Source organism: Nonomuraea sp. NPDC050202 (assembly GCF_040656115.1).
Taxonomy (GTDB): Bacteria; Actinomycetota; Actinomycetes; order Streptosporangiales; family Streptosporangiaceae; genus Nonomuraea.
This window is the reverse complement of record NZ_JBFALF010000083.1, coordinates 1-15503: the sequence shown is the minus strand read 5'-3', so window position 1 is coordinate 15503 and position 15503 is coordinate 1. Positions and strand designations below refer to the sequence as shown.

General features: G+C 65.5%; 10 protein-coding genes and 1 pseudogene. 5 read left to right on the top strand and 6 right to left on the bottom strand.

All coding sequences use genetic code 11. The features are described 5' to 3' along the window. Positions 1–186: 186 nt before the first annotated feature. From AB0I79_RS62255 to AB0I79_RS62235, 5 genes are all read right to left on the bottom strand, one after another. On the bottom strand, positions 187–726 hold the full coding sequence (locus AB0I79_RS62255; RefSeq protein WP_357895827.1) for an integrase core domain-containing protein: 540 nt from the start codon (positions 724–726) through the stop codon (positions 187–189). 649 nt (positions 727–1375) lie between these two features. Beyond that, positions 1376–2170, bottom strand: a complete 795-nt coding sequence (locus AB0I79_RS62250; protein ID WP_357895823.1) for a hypothetical protein — start codon at positions 2168–2170, stop codon at positions 1376–1378. A 178-nt stretch (positions 2171–2348) separates the two neighbouring features. Continuing rightward, positions 2349–5633 carry a LamG-like jellyroll fold domain-containing protein gene (locus AB0I79_RS62245; RefSeq protein ID WP_357895820.1) on the bottom strand — a complete coding sequence of 1095 codons (3285 nt, stop codon included), beginning with the start codon at positions 5631–5633 and terminating at the stop codon, positions 2349–2351. Then, entirely contained in the window at positions 5606–7963 is a 2358-nt protein-coding gene (locus AB0I79_RS62240) for a LamG-like jellyroll fold domain-containing protein (protein ID WP_357895817.1), read from the bottom strand. The genes AB0I79_RS62245 and AB0I79_RS62240 overlap by 28 nt, the downstream gene beginning before the upstream one ends. Positions 7964–8418: 455 nt before the next feature. After that, positions 8419–9801 carry a LamG domain-containing protein gene (locus AB0I79_RS62235; protein WP_357895815.1) on the bottom strand — a complete coding sequence of 461 codons (1383 nt, stop codon included), beginning with the start codon at positions 9799–9801 and terminating at the stop codon, positions 8419–8421. Between the two features lie 159 nt (positions 9802–9960). Between AB0I79_RS62235 and AB0I79_RS62230 the strand changes: the two genes are divergently transcribed. From AB0I79_RS62230 to AB0I79_RS62215, 4 genes are all read left to right on the top strand, one after another. Beyond that, positions 9961–10323, top strand: a complete 363-nt coding sequence (locus tag AB0I79_RS62230; protein ID WP_253739365.1) for a transposase — start codon at positions 9961–9963, stop codon at positions 10321–10323. Positions 10324–10328: 5 nt separating this feature from the next. After that, a complete protein-coding gene (locus tag AB0I79_RS62225; RefSeq protein WP_357895811.1) occupies positions 10329–11243 on the top strand; it encodes an IS3 family transposase in 915 nt (304 codons plus the stop codon). Positions 11244–11550: 307 nt separating this feature from the next. Beyond that, positions 11551–12063, top strand: coding sequence for a site-specific integrase (locus AB0I79_RS62220; protein WP_357895808.1), 513 nt, complete (start codon positions 11551–11553; stop codon positions 12061–12063). Positions 12064–12896: 833 nt separating this feature from the next. Further along, positions 12897–13412, top strand: coding sequence for a hypothetical protein (locus AB0I79_RS62215; protein ID WP_357895806.1), 516 nt, complete (start codon positions 12897–12899; stop codon positions 13410–13412). 2 nt (positions 13413–13414) lie between these two features. On the opposite strand, the gene AB0I79_RS62210 is transcribed toward AB0I79_RS62215, so the two are convergent. Beyond that, positions 13415–13729 carry a hypothetical protein gene (locus tag AB0I79_RS62210; RefSeq protein ID WP_357895803.1) on the bottom strand — a complete coding sequence of 105 codons (315 nt, stop codon included), beginning with the start codon at positions 13727–13729 and terminating at the stop codon, positions 13415–13417. 143 nt (positions 13730–13872) lie between these two features. Here AB0I79_RS62210 and AB0I79_RS62205 point away from each other — a divergent pair. Next, positions 13873–15503 (top strand): annotated as a pseudogene (locus tag AB0I79_RS62205) (hypothetical protein); the annotation flags it as partial.

Below are 15503 nucleotides of genomic sequence, written 5' to 3'. Positions count from 1 at the left end.
GCTGCAGCCCGTCAAAGGCCGGCCATCTCTGCAAGGCCATCGCCGTCCTTCAGAACCATCGCGTCGCTCAAGCCGCGTGAGCCTGAAATGGGTTCACGGAAAGGCGCTTGCCCGTTACAAAATCAATATTCACTGCGATTTTATGGTGTGCCGCTCGAATATTGAGTTACGGGTCCTGAGTTGCGGTTAAGCGGCGTGGTGGTATTCGTTGATCATGCCGGCAACGACGGCTTGTCGGCGGACGATCCGCTGGCCGCTGAGGTCGGTCACGTCGTGAGCGGGCTGAGCTGCGATAGCCGGGGGACGTTGCTGCCGGGACTGGTGCGGCCGGTGCCGGTTGTAGTGGATCAGATACTTCTGGAGCACGCGGGCCAGATGGCGTTCGTTGAGGATCAGAATCCGGTCCAGAAGTTCACGGCGCAGCGTGCCGATGACGCGCTCGCAGATGGCGTTCCTCCTCGGCGTCCGCGGCAGCGTGGTGATGATCCGCAACCCTTCAGCTGTGAAGACCTCCCTGAATGCCGAGGTGAAGAGCGGATCCCGATCGTGGATCAGGAACCGTAGCCGGGTGATGCGGTCGCCCAGGTCCATCGCCAGGTTACGGGCTTGCTGGGCCGTCCATGCTCCGGTCGGGTGTGCGGTTACTCCGGCCAGGTGCAGGCGTCTGGCGCCGGGCTCGACAAAGATCAGCACGTAGAGCCGTTTGAGCGTGATCGTCTCGATCACGAGGAAGTCACAGGCGAGGATCGCGTGAGCCTGAGCGGTCAGGAACTGCCGCCGGTCGGCCCGGCTCGGCGGGTGCCGGATCGATACCGGCGGCGTGCAGGATCTCCCACACCGTGGAGACCGCGATGTGGTAGCCCAGCCGGGCCAGCTAGCCTTGGATTCTCCGGTGTCCCCAGGTTGGGTTCTCCCGCGTCATCCGCACAATCAGCGCCTTGACCGGTCGGCGGGTGCAGGGCCGCCCCGGACGCCGCCTGTCCGTGAAGGTCCACTACGCGCTACGAGACTGCGATGCCAACGCAGGATCGTCGCCGGGGTGACCGGGAACACCTCCGCCACCGGCGGTGGTGGATCAGGTGCGACAACGCCGCAAGCCAGAGCCGGTCGGCGCCACCCCACCGAGGCCGGCTGCCGAGCTGACGGCGGAGGACCTGGTTCTCGTGACGGAGCACCAGTACCTCAACATCTTTGGACAGATCGGAGTGGAGGCCAGCACGTCAGCAGGCCGAACAAGCCCTTCACCAACTGGTAGACAAGCGACAGCAACACCTGGCGATGGTCGCAGCCGCTGCCTTGATCATGAAGCAATCCCCAGTTCAGAGCACGGAACCGTATTTTCGAGCGGGACACCGCCGTACGAGCGCCCTGCCCGTCAGTCGTATAGTTGCTCGTCGTCGGGCCAGGAGCACTCATCTGACTCGCCGTTGGCGCAGTGGTCGGCGACGCGCACGATATACATGGTCTTGACATAGTCCTGCTTGAGGAGCTTGCGAAGAAGCGCTGGATTCTCCGCCTGCTGAAGGTAGGCATGAATCCTTCCGGCCCGTGCGGCGTCTTTCAGCCGGGCGAGGCCCAGCCCGAAGTGCTGAAGCGCGGGTTCGTCGGACGGCAGTAGGGAGTCCACCCAATGACGAAAGTCTTGCGTGACCGCATCGCCGTCGCCCCCACAGACCTGGCAGAACGTACCGACCTGGCTGTCCCAGTATGCCAGCGTCCCGCCCAGTGGGGGAGAGAAGACCCCGTTGTTTACGGGCAGGTGTTTACGGCTGCGGATTTCGTCCATCGTCAAAGGCCGTGTCAATTCCACGACCGCGGTAACCTCCTTGGCACGGCTCACCCGCCGTAACACGGCGTCGACGTCCTCTTTCGCCGGCCCGCTGCCTTGCCCGACCCGGCGCAGCGCGGCGGACAACGCGTGGGATTCGGGGGTGTCGAGGCGCCGGACGGCCTCTCCAAGCGGCACCGGTTTGCGGTCGCCGCCGACCGTATAGGAGAAACCTCCCGAGTCCCGGTCCTGGCGGATACTGAACGCGGCCACAGCGCCGCTGGCTTCCTCGTTCGGCGAGACGTGCAGATCGATGGCCATCTCGCCCGACCGCCGCTCGAAGGCATAGTCACCGGAGTCCACGACGTATTCAGGGTGAGACGCGCGGAAGGCGTTGGCCATGACATATCCAAAGTGGTCAATGTCCGTGTACCGCGGAATAGAGTCTGCAGTGCCACACGCCGTTAGCAGCACCGCACACAACCCGGCCGTCATCGCTATTCCGCGCACTTCTGGCATCACGCCTTCCATGATGGGCCCAGGACGGGGTGCGCCCGCACCCCGTCCTGGATCGCGTGCGTCAGAGGCTTCTGACGCAGTTCTTCGTCAGTGAGCCAGCCTGCGTGCCGTTAGGCACCGCCCAATTGCAGGAAATGCCGACCCGCTCTTCTTGATAGGTCTTCTTTTTGCCATCCTTGTCGGTGTAGTACGAGAAGGTGAGATGACCGGTCAGCTCAGATCGATAGCCCACGATCAAGCAGTTGCCCGTGACATCCGCGCACTCACCCCGCCCGAGGTAAGGGTCGAAGGTGACGGGCTTGTTCGCGTAGCCGCGCTTCCATTTGGCGGTCACGCTTTGGCAGACGTCATCCATCGACGTCGATACCTGGAAGCTGCCGTTGACGTCGCCTGTTCCCTGTGCCCCCTCGAAGCCTACCCTGAACCCAATCGTGGATGTGGTGGTCTTCTTCGCCACCTTGAAGCAGGACGTTGAGGTGATTGAGGCCGAGGAGTTCTTCAGAATGTACTTGGCGAGCGCGTTGGTCCAGCTCGCCTTCGGCGCATTCGGGCCGGTGCCCCAGCTACGACTCCCCGGGTAGAACTTCATGGCGTTTCTGACCGGGTCGAGCTTCCACTGGACCACGTTGTTCGAGCACGAACTGGGCGAGCAGTTCGAGAACGGCTCCCAATGGGAAGCCATCGCGATACCGAGAATCCAGTTCTTCTTCAGCGGTATTGAGTTGAAGCCGTACTGCCAGTGCTTGTCGCTGGCGGGAGGCGGCGGGATGTCGGCCACCGCGGCGGCCGGCGACAGGCCGTCACCGTCCCGCGCGGAGGCCGTTGGGGGCCCGCTGCTGTCCCAGAGGTAGGCCACATCGAAGTCCCCGAAGTCCGTCGAGTCCTCCTCCACCTCAAGTGGCACCTGGATGATCGTCATGTTTCCACATCGGTCGAACACGTGCACGTCGATCGTCGGGTCGCTCGGTTCGACCTGGCTGTTCATCGTGCTCAGGCCGCTCGCACCGGTCGACGGGTCGGGCTCGGTCCACGCCCTCTTCACCGTCGTCAGTACCCGCACGGTGCCATCAGGCATGGCCTGGACCACACTGTTGTCCAGCGTCACCGTCGAGTTCGTCCGGCTCTGACCGAAACTCTCCAGAGCCGTCCGCTGCTCGACCAGCGCCGTGTTGAGCAGGGACAGCTTGGCCGTGCTCGGCGCCCTGGGCGTCACCCCGGACACTTGCCACACCGTCTCCGCGCGCCCTTCCAGCACCGCGTCCTGCACTTCGTAGTAGCGTTTGACACGATCGACGTACTCCTGAGCGCCGGACTCAGCGTTCGCCTTGGCGCTCGCTGGTGGCGTGTCCAGGAAGGGGATGCAGGCCTCGTTCTCCGCGGGTGGAGGGGTGACGGCCTTAGGAGTGACCGCTGTACTCTCCCATGCGCTGGTCCCAAACGGCGTCTTGGACCGCACTCTGATCGTGTAGGACTGGCCGTTCGTCAGTCCTGTTATGGCCGCGTACGGATCCTTGATTTCCAGAGATTTGACGACCGTCTCGCTGCTGTCGGCTACCTCGACGTCATAGCCGGTCAGAAGGGCGACGCTTCCATTGCTCTCAGGAATGCCCCAACTCGCGGTCGCACTCCCGTCCCCCGCTTGCGCGGCTAGGTTGAGGACTTTGCTCGGAGGTCCCGCAGAAAGGTAGGTGAGTGCAATCGAGGGCTGTTCCGCCGCTGAGACTTCCCCGAAGCTGAGAACAACATCCTTGTTGGAGGTGAGGAGCAGCCAGCGATCCTCGTTGCCGGCGACGTCGGCCTGCGGTGCACTGATCGGTAGCGTGTACGGTTCCACGTCGGGATCGACGTCGCCCGCCAGGTCCGGCCCCTTCGTCTCCGACGAGACGGGACTCTTCAGCGGCGCGGCCGTGATCACAGTGTCCGGCGGGCAGGCGCCTCCGTCACAGGTGGGCGTACCGAGCTTGAGGATGCCCTCGGCCACTCCTGCACCGCCCGGAAGCTCGTCTAACTTGAACCCAACGACAGCTGCCATGCGAGCGGCGCCGGCGCCGCCCATCCGCAGGGTGGTGGAGTCCGTCACCGTGCATGGTGAGCCGTTGCAGGCGGTCGGGTCGGTCTTGGCTGTCTTGATGACGAAACTGTCCTTGCCCAGGGTCAGGTGTCGGACATCCTCCACTGGGGGCGGCGGGGGTGTGCCCGGGGTGGTGAAGGAGACAGGGGCGGTCTTGGACGTGCAGATCTCCTCGATCCCTTCGCCGCTGGCCGGTGGCGTGGTGCTCGTAGCGGTCGGCGTCGGTGTCTGCGTTGCCACCGGCTCCGGGGCGGCGACCGGGGTATTCATGTCGGCTTGGATCTCGGCGGCGGTCTGCGCGCGCTTGTAGAGGCGCAGTTCGTCGATGACGCCGCTGAAGTATTCGGCCCAGTAGGTGTTGGCGCCGATCTGTAGTGCGCCGCCGCTGTCTTCCAGGGTGCCGATGGGAGCGGAGCCGGCTTGGGCGCCGTTGATGTAGAGGCGTCCGGTGGACCCGTCGTGGGTGATTGCGACGTGGGTCCAGGTGTCCAGCGGCAAGGCGCTGGTGCCGTTGACTTTCTCGTGGGTTCCCCCGGTACGCATCCAACTGCTTGGGACGGTGCCGTTGGATGCGTACAGTCCGTAGCTCACGCCGGTGGTGTGGTCCTTGAAGGCGATGGTGCGGTAACCGTTGAGGCTGCTGGGTTTGACCCAGGCTGACATCGTGTGTCCGCTGGGCAGCACCAGGTCGGCGGCGTGGTTGATGGTGACCTTGCTGGAGGAGCCGTTAAAGGACAGTGCCTGACCGTACTTGCCGGTTGTCCAGATGGTGTTCTGAGTGGTGCCGACGTGACCTTGGCCGGAAGTATCGCCCACACTCGATCCGGCGCCCTCGTTCATGCCGTAGGCGGCGACGAGGCCCTGAGGGAGCGGAGTCGGGGTGGGCGTCGGGGTGGGCGTCGGGGTGGGTGTCGGCGTGGGCGTGGTGGTGCCGCCCTGGCCCACCGCGCAGGCCGCCATCTGCCATTTGTACGTGGTACCAGGTCGCACGGTGTCGGCAGGAACCTGCAAGGAGGCGCGTTCGCCACCGTGGACGCTGCGGACTCCGAGCGGTGCCGTGCCCACCGGTGTTCCGCCATTGTCGTAGAGGTAGTACTTGGCGATTACCGGGCCGCCGGAGGGACGGTTCACCATGCCGGACAGAATCGGCTGGGTCGGGTCGGCCATGCCAGTCTCGGTGTCGGTGGGCAGCATCGCCGCGTCGGAGGTGATGCGGTAGGCCGGGCTTTCGTTGCAGGATGGCGGTGTCACGCCGGTGCGGCACGCCTTGACCACGAATTTGAGCTGGCCGGGTTGTCCAGGGAGAAGGTTCTCTCCGGGGTCTGGCCGGCGGGCACGTTGTTGTTGGTGGTGGTACCCGGCGCGGTGACCATCGTGCGTAGGTCCGCGGTCGACAGGACGCGTTGGTAGACGTGGACGTCGTCGAGGGCGCCGGTGAATGGCGTGTGGATGCCGGCGATCTGGCCTTGGCCGAATTGGAAGGGGCCGCGGGCATTCCAGTTCACGGTGTGGTCGCGTTCGTCGGACAGCTCGCCGTCGACGAACAGGCGGATCTTATGGGCGGACTGGTCGTATTGGATGGCCAGGTGAGTCCACAGGCCGACCCTCGCAACGTTCTTGGACGCCGCCCACAGTTCGCGGATGGTAGTAGGGTCGTCCTGGGTGACCAGGTCAAAGGCCCACCGCTGATCCATCCCCGAGTAGCCGGAGGCGCTGAACGCCAGGGTGAAGGCAGGCTGGTTGACGCCCTTCTGGGAGAAGACCACCTGGTTTTTAGTGCTGTCATCGAGGCGGACCCAGGCCGTCACCGTGTAGCTCTGATCAGTGTTGAGAACGGGACCAGAGGTTGAACCGGACGCTCCATTGAGCTTGAGGGCGTGGCCGACCTGCCCGGGCACCCGGCTGTAGTCGCCCGACAGTGTGATGGGCAGATTGCGGCCGGAGGCGTCCGCCGCAGTGGCACCGGAGGTCTCATCCAGTTTCCAGTAGGCCGCTTCACCGGTGGGGAGCTGCGCGGGCGGTGGAGCCATTGTGGAATCGTTGACGCTGACCGTGTAGTCCAGCGGGGTGGCTTCCGGCACCCGGGACTTGTACGTGACCTTGACCGCGGTGGAACGCGCGATGGCGTCGTTGCCGGTCAGCGAGTCGATCGACTCGGCAGACACGGTCGGGATCTCCGGCGGCAGCACCCAGTCCACGCTCAGCTTGGGCACGTTCTGGCCCCACATCTGAGCCCAGAAGTAGAAGGATTCGGAGGGGGCGTTCAGGGGGAGTGCGGATTCTTCGGTCAGCTGGAGCATCAGGCCGTGGTTGGCTGCGCCGCCTGCCCATGCCTGGGTCATCGCGGTCAGATCCCAGCTCCACACCGCGCCGTTGGCGCGAGGCAAATCGCAAGCGCTGATAGAGGTGCGTCCCTCTGCGGTGGTGGCGGGTTGCCTGCTCCAGAAGGTCTGGTCGGGCACCCATGCGCTGGTGATGCGGTTGGCGAATATCGACTGCCAGCTGGCCTGGCAGGCGCTGGCGGCCTCGCGGAGCGTCAGCTGCATGGTGGCCCTGACCACCTGGCGCCCGGAGATCGGCGTGGTGTCGAAGGCCATCAACGCCCGCCTCGAACGCGGATTAGGCGTGCACACCTGGTTCGGCCAGGTTCCCGTGCAGGTGTTGTAGTTCTCCCGTCCCACCATGCCGGGGGCGATCTGGGAGCTGGGCGACATGATGCCCACTTCTTGAGTGATGCCCAAGGTGGTGGTGGGATCCACAGTCACGGGGTACTGGGTGGCCGGGTCTGCCAGCCACGCCGAATCCGGCTTGAGCACCAGGATGGTCTGCCCATCCCTAGTCTCCACGCTGGTCTTGACCTTGGCCTCACGGCCCGGCTGGTTGTCTGTGGCGTTGGCCGCGGCGGCGTCCCACATCCGGGGCGCCGGCGCCGACAAAGCGGTCTTGCCCTTGGTGTCCTTCAGCGCCAGTCCGCCGCCCTTGGCCATCGAGAGCGTCAACCCGTCGGCCTGCACCGGCAGGCGGTACTCCACCGGCTTGCTCGGCCGCTCGCGCAGCACCACATCATGCTGGAACCCGGTGGGCAGGGCCGTGACGACAAGATCGGCGCCGGGACCGGCGGCGTCGACGTAGCGGGCGGTGTTGCCGGTGATTTCCGGGCGCGGCAGCGGCGCGTCCCAGGACAGGGCCATCCGCTGCTTCTCGTCCCGTTGTAGTGAGGCGAAGGGACCATCGCCACCCAGGGAGAAGCTCACGTGAGCCTTGGTCAGCTTCGGCTTGAGCACCCCGTCGATCTCCACCAGGCTGGTATCGACCCAGGCCCAGCTGCCATCGGCTTGCTTGAGCTGCACCGGCCCGCCATAGGCTTGCGTGGTCAGATGGCCATCGGGGAAGGCCCATACGCGGGAGGACTCGGTGAAGGCGGCCTCCGCCAGCACCGGCTGCCCGGACCGGCGCGCTTGATCTACCGCCGCTCGCAGCGGTGCGTCGGGGTCCTCCGGCTTGGGGAAGGTCGTCATCGACGGAGGCGCAGGTGTGGCGGTCGGAGCCGGTTCAGGATCGGCTGACGCCACGGTGGTTCCTGCCACCAGCAGCGATGCTGCCACCGTGAGCATCGTCGCGATTGCGATTCGTCGGCGGGATGGCCGACCGGCTCTCGCCGTGCTGACTAACTTGTTCACTAACACCCTCGATCTGTATGGGAAATAGCGAACAAGCTTTACCGTTAGTCAAGATCGCAATGCAACATGATATTAATCACCCTAAAATAGCCATAAATAAGTGTAACGCCATCATGGCAAAATGCGATGATAATGATACAAAAAAGCGGTAATTGGCATTCTCGAATTGCGGTAGCGTTCGATCAGCGACCACATCCGATACAAGAGCAGCTCGTCGTCTCTTCTGGCTGGTGTCAGGGGTTGGCGATCGGGTAAGTGGCGGAGCCGTCGCTGGCAACGCCTCGACCAGCGGATCGCGGAGGCGGGCTCCAGCCAGCTGGCGACAGTGTAGCCCTTCACCTCAAGGACACTGCGTCTGCCGATAATTTCATCCGTGCAGGTCAAGCGGCCGGTGACCCCTGCACCATGAGGCCCAGTGTGAACACCTTATCCCTAAGCATGGCGCCCTTGACGGCGTCATTCATGGCCAGGGTAATGACGTCGATTTCAGTCGTACGGGAATCGTTGGAGGTGCGTCCGATGGTCATCAGGACGAACTCCGCCTGATCGGTCACCTTCCAGCCGAGCTTCGTCTTGACCTCCACGGTGAACTTCGGCTTCTGGCTGACGCACCAGTCGTGGGGACCCGGCGTCCATCCTCGCTCGTTCTTTGGCGGTACCCGGACGGTTGCCGGGCGGTAGAAGGAGTCGTTCCGGGACATGCAATCCGCGGGATCGATGCGGTGGTAGACGGGGGTGACGACGGGGGCTGCAGTGGTTGCGCGGTCGGTCTTGGCGGTAGGAGAGGCGGCGGGTTGTGGAGTTCCACCAGCTGCGACAACAGCTTCATCTGTGGTGAGAGCCTTGTCGTAGATCCAGACGTCATCCAAGGCGCCGCTCATTCGGGTGCCGAGGGTGGTGAAGCCGGTGGCGCGCCAGGCGGGGAAGCTGATTGTCTCCGACTTGATCACAGCGCCATTGAGGTACAGCGTTGCCTTCTTCGACGCGGCCTCGTAGACGCCCGCGAGGTGGAACCACTCGTTAACGGGCGGCTCGACCTGCGAGCGTACGCCTTCGGTCGTGGCTTCTGGTGAGTCGGCGCTGGTGAAAGTGAATACCAGGCCGTCCTCCGGGGTGTTGCCGAGGTGGAAGGGAGCCTGGTGCAGTCCCTTCTGCTTGACGACGGTGTAGGCGCCGTCCTTGTCGTCCCAGCGCAACCATGCGGTGACGGTGAAGTTCCCATCGGTTGGGATCAGAGCTGCGGCCGTATGAGCAAGCGCGTCATCGGCCGGTTGGATCACGGTCACCTGGAATTCTTGCCAGTCTGACCACGCCGAGCTGGTGCTGGCGGCGGTGTTGAGCGCGCGGGTGCGCCAGCGCGCCTTCCAGCCGTCCTGGAGCCTTCCTTCTGCCACTGTGATCCTGGCCGGGGCCCCGGAAGCGACGTTGTCCAGCGCGCCGGTCCAGATCTGGCCGGTCCCTTGCTCGGTCGCGGCCGGGTCGTGCTCGACCTCGTACTCCACACGCAGCGGCTGGCCAGCTGGGTCGGTGACCTGTGCCACCAGCGCCGGTGTGAGAGTCGTAGTCACGGTTTGGCCGTTGACCGGCTGGGATGGGTCGATTTGCAGGGCGGTCACTGTCGGTTGGCCGCCGGGGTCGGACACATCCACCGTAGCGGCCAGCCAGTCTGACCATGCTGAGGTTGTAGTAGCGCCGGTGTTGACAGCACGAGCTCGCCAGCGGATCTTCCAGCCGTCGGTCAGTTTTCCTGCGGGAACGCTCACGGTGGCTTGGCCGCCGGAGGTGACCACCGGGGAGGCGCCGGTCCAGATCTGGCCAGTGCCTTGCCCGGCTGCGGCCGGGTCGTGCTCGACCTCGAACTCACCGGTGAGGTCGTGGCCTTCCCCTCGTAGCGTGGAGACCGAGCCGGGAGAGGTTTGGTCGTGGCAGCAGTCACGCGGCGGCGCTTTGATCCGGAGTTCCGGGCGGGCGCGGTGCGTATCGTGAAGGAGACCGGCAAACCCATCGCGCAGGTGGCGCGGGATCTGGGAATCAGCCCGTACACGCTGCACAACTGGGTGCAGATGGACCGGCTGGACGAGCAGTACAACGGCAACGGGAGCGGAACGCTGGAGGAGTCGGAGCAGGAGGAGCTGGCCCGGCTGCGGCGGGAGAAGGCCGCGCTGGTCAAGCAGCACGCCCAGGAGAAGGCGGCCTGGGAGAAAGAACGCGCCGAACTGGAAGACGAGCGTGACGTGCTCAAGCGTTCCGTGGTCTTGTGGGTCAAAGAGGCGATGGGCCGATAAGCGTGGTGGCCTTCATCAGCTCCCAGAAGACCGAGCACGACATCGACCACGTCACCTCCTGCCGGGCGCTGGGCGTCTCGCAGTCCTGGTACTACAAGTGGAAGAACCGCATCGGCGACGATGCGCCGACCGCCCGGCAGCGCCGGCGGGCCGACCTGGATGCGGAGATCACCCGCGCGTTCGAGGCCTCCGGCGGCACCTACGGCTCGCCGCGCATCACCCGTGATCTGCATGCGGCGTGCTGGCGGATCTCGGAGAACACGGTCGCCGCCAGAATGGCCGAGCTCGGCCTGGTCGCCCGCAAGCGGCGCAAACCGCGCTCGCTGACCCGCCAAGGCAAGCGGCCGGCCGCCCCGGACCTGGTCCGCCGCACGTTCAACTCAGTCGCACCGGACGTGCTGTGGTGCGGCGATGTGACGCAGATCGACACCGGCGAGGGCAAGCTGTATCTGGCCACGGTCGAGGACCTGTTCTCCCGCCGACTGCTCGGCTACGCCATGTCCGAGCACCACGACGCCGCGCTGACCTGCGCCTCACTGCAGATGGCGGTGGCCACCCGCGGCGGCGACGTGGACGGAGTGATCTTTCATTCGGATCGCGGGTCGGAATACACGGCTGCTCGCTACCAGGAGCTGTGCCGGCGCCTGGGCGTGGTCCAGTCCATGGGGCGGGTGGGCTGCGCGCTCGACAACGCCGCGGCCGAGGCGTTCAACAGCACCCTCAAGGTCGAGTACGTGCACCGCCACCGGTTCCGCACTCGGGCCGAGGCCCGCCTGAAGATCGCCACCTGGATCGCCGACTTCTACAACACCACCCGGCGGCACAGCGCCAACGACGGCCTGCCGCCCATCACATTCGAACGTCTGATGATCGAGAAGAGACACGCCTCATCGGCCCTGCTGGGGACCGCTGTGGCATAGAACCGTCTCCACGCTTTCAGGGGATTGACACCGGCGCCGTAACCGGTATGGGCGGCCGTTGTCGCCGTCGACGTTGCAACGAAATCACGCGACCCTGCGGGCGACCCTGAACGCGGCGGTCCATGAAGGGCTGCTGACCAGCAACCCTGCCCGCCACGTGCGGTTGCCGCGACCACGACGTCCGCATGCCGTGGTGTGGTCACAACGTCGGGTAGCGGCCTGGCAGGCCGATGGACAACGGCCAGCAGTGGCCGTGTGAACCACGCAGCAACTGAGAGCGTTCCTCGCGTTCGTTCACGGTGATGCCTTGTTCGCACTGTGGTGGTTGGCGGCGTTGCGCGGGCTGCGTCGCGGGGAACTGTCCGGACTGCGCTGGGCGGAGGCCAATCTGGAGGCCGCCGAGTTGACCGTGGCCCAGCAGTTGACCCAGCACGGCGGTCAGATTCGGGTCGTGCCGCCCAAGAGCGCGGCCAGCCAGCGCACCGTAGCCCTGGACGGTGAGACGGTTCGGCTACTGCTCGAACATGAACGACGTCAGGCCGAACAACAACAGCGTTGCGGCTCGGAGTGGAACGCCGACGGGTATGTGTTCGTCCGGGATGACGGCCGTCCCATAGCACCGGACTACTTGACGCAAAGGTTCAGGCAGCTTGTGCTGGCCAGCAGACTCCCACCGGTGCGGCTCCACGACCTCCGTCATGGAGCCGCCTCGACCGCGCTGGCTGCGCAAGTGGATCTGCGTACCGTTCAGGGGCAACTCGGGCACGCCAGCATCGTGCTGACCGCGGACACCTACACGTCCGTGCTGCCGGAGCTGTAGCACAAGGCGGCGGAGGCAACGGCCCGGTTGGTGCTGACGACGGCGCGCACGACCGCCAGAAAAGTCCGAAGAATCCGGTTGCCCCAGACGTGACCCGAGCATGACCAGATCAAGAACCAGGATCTTTCACAGACCAATAACCCCAGGTCGGAGTGGTGTGGCGCCCGGGGCTCGAACCCGGAACCTACGGATTAAAGATCAAATCGTGTCTCGTTGTATTGCGGTGTCACGGATTGTCTGCTTCTGAAATGTCCAAGAATGCCGCCCAGTGCTATGCCGCATCAGGTGCCGACGAGCATCCAGCGAGCAACCATGGGACGGATGGTATCCCTTGAACGTCCTTACTTTACATGCGATTGGCGAGCTAACGTCCCTGGTGGTTTGTGGTCCGGGAAGGGTTTGATGCGCTCCTCAACGGACCTACGATGATCGTTCAGGAGCGAGCGAATCCAAGATGGGGGTCGCCACACACAGCTCGACACCACGTAATGACGCTCTGGTCGCCGATCAGCCGTCCGGCTAGGCACTGGCACCAGGTGGCGATGGCCTCCTGAATGTTCTGCGGTGCCTGGCTATACATGAACAATGGCCGGGCAACAGTGCGATGGCGCTGCTAGTTTGTGATTGACATTGTTCGATGGCATCTCTCCATGCGGCGACGGGCTGAGGAACTCCTTCGAAAATTGCTGCCGGTGGTCGGGTGGGGCAACGGAAAGACGATCAGGGCCACGTCGGTCTGCACGAGCCGCTGGCGCGAAACCTTGAAGGCATTCACCAGCCACGATCTTCTGCTGGTGCGGATGAAAGACTGACAAGGGGAGGAGGACGACCGCATGGCCCCCGAGGACAAGCTCAACCAACCAGATGGCGTCATCGAGCATGACGGCCTGCTCTGGAAGCCCAAAGAGGGCGCAACGTCGTCCGTGGAGGAGTTCCTTGCCGCGCGGGCGCTGTGCATAGAACTTCATGACGACGCTGACTGGAACCCCTGGGTCCTGAACGACCGGGCCAAGGACCTGGAGAGAGCCCAGCAGATCATGGGGGAATGGACACGCGCCGAACCAGGCCACCGCCCTATGACCAAGAAGCAGATCGACGCGATGATGGCTCGTCAGGATCGCGAGTTCAAGGCGCGGCAGGCCGCCGACCGTGAGCGTTGTGATCGTGATCGCTTGCGATATGACCAGAGCGCGAGCATGCGAGGCTGTCTCTGCTCGAACATCAGTCTCGGATGGAGTTCGAACTGCATGAAGTTGCCGGACTGCGCGATGGCACACGCTTTCCGCCAATGGACCCGCGCAGACGCGCTGAACAGGTGGCCGAACACGACCGCACCATCGCACAGCTGAGATTAGAGATCGAACGGCTCACCAACCTCGTCGGCGACCCCGAGGACGTCGTCGACGCGCATGGCCGGCTGCCCAAGGATCGGCGCGAAATCACATTGTTCTACTACCGTCTCCATCGGCAGTCCGAGGTCAAGGAATTGCGGGCCAAACTCCCCGAGATAGACGCCGCTCTGAAGACAGCCACAAGCCGAGATGAACGCTCCAAGCTCCAGATAAAGTTGGGCTTGGCGCGTCAAAAACTGGAGAAGCTCCTCGCCGTCCCGCCGCTTGCGTCCGAGGACATGTGTGCGGACTGTCCGGCTCCCTTCTCCAGTCACGGTTGGTCCACTCCGCCTTGGGATGGTCCATGTCCGGCATGGCCCAGCTGGGCTGCTCGGCTCAAGGAAGCTCGGAAGATTCTTTACAGCGCCTCCGCTCCGAAGCAGCCGGTGGCTCCGTCGAAGCTAAAAGCCTGGACCGGGTGGAGCCCTTCCACCGGAACGTGCTGCGCCGGGTGCTGGGTCTGCAGGGCGGTCCGGCGCCCGACCGGCTGGCGATCTCGGTGGCCTCCCTGGCCGTGCTGGCCGCCGTGGCGCAGGACGGGCCAGTGCTGATCGCGGTGGAGGACGCCCACTGGGTGGACCATCCCACGCGGGAGGTGATGATGTTCATCTTGATGCGGCTCAAGCCCTACGACCTGCGGGCGACCTTCGCACGGCGGCCCATGACGGCCAGCGAACGCGTCACGCCCGGGATCAACATGCTGGAGGTCGGACCGCTTGAAGAGGAGGCAGCCGGGGAACTGCTGGATCTGCTCCACCCGGGACTGCCCGAGTCGGTGCGCCTTCGGGTGCTCAGCGAAGCCGCGGGTAATCCGCTCGCGCTGACCGAGCTGGCGCAGACCTCGGTCGGGGTGGAGCTGCTGCCCACCGACGCGCCGTTGCGTACCCGGCTGGAGACCGCGTTCGCCTGCCGGGTGCTGGAGCTGCCGCCGCAGATCCGAACGACGCTGCTGGTGACCGCGCTGGACGGCGACCGGCTGGAGCACCGCGCCGAACTGTCACCGCACGACCTGCTGGAAGTGGAGCGGCTGAGCCTGGTCACCCGCGACTCGACCCCGTCCGGGATGCGCTTTCGTCACCCGCTGGTCAGATCGGCGATCATCAACACGGCCAGTCCCGAGGAGACGCGGCAGGCGCACGCGGCGCTGGCCGAGCAGCACCGCGCCGATCCCGAGCTGCGGATGTGGCATCTGGCGGCGGCCACGGTCGAACCGGACGAGCAGGTGGCCGCCGAGATCGAGAAGGCCGCCCGCGCGGTGAGCCTGCGGGGCGGTACCGGGCTGGCGGTCAAGGCGCTGCAGCGCGCGGCCGAGCTGACCCCGGACCCGGCGGCGCGCGCCGCCCGGCTGGAGCTGGCGGCCGAGCTGGCGGGCGAGTCCGGGCAGCTCGATCTGGCCCAGAGGCTGGTGGACGAGGCACGGCGCCACTTGGACGACCCGGGCAGGGCGCTGGCGGTGCGGGCGCAGATTCTCCTGCTGCGCGACGGCGACCTGGACGCCGCCCGCCGCCTGCTGCGCGCCACGCCCGGAGCCGGTCCGCTGGTGCGGGTGATGGCCGCCTCCTACGCCCAGGACCCCGAGGAATGGGCGGAGGTCACCGACGTGGTCGCCGGTTGCGACGATGAGCACGTACGCCTGTTGCACGACGTGTTCGTGGGCGTCGGCACGGTGGCACGGGTACGCGCCGCGCTGGACGAGCTGCCCGGCGATGCTCCGCCCGGCCGGGTGGCCGCGTTGTGCCGGGCGGCGACCTGGATGGACCTGCTGCCCGACTACCGCGACCGCATCCGTGCGTTGACCGAGGGCGAGGCCGGGCAGGGCGGGGTGACGCACGCGGCCAGCGGCTACTGGCTGGCCGCGCACGATCACTTCCTGGCCGGGCAGTGGGAGGCCGCCGAGAGCGCCGCCAACGCCGGGCTGGATCTGTGCGTCCGCCACGACCTGGAACTCCTGGCTCACGACCTGCGCTGCAGCCTGGGCTGGATCGCCGCCGCGCGCGGCGACGCCGACAGCGCCCGCGCCTACAGCAGGACCGTCGAGCAGTGGGCCGC

Coding starts and splice junctions, on each gene's coding strand:
- AB0I79_RS62215 (WP_357895806.1), top strand. CDS start 12,897: ATGGCCCCCGAGGACAAGCTCAACCAACCAGATGGCGTCATCGAGCAT.
- AB0I79_RS62250 (WP_357895823.1), bottom strand. CDS start 2,170: ATGGCCAACGCCTTCCGCGCGTCTCACCCTGAATACGTCGTGGACTCC.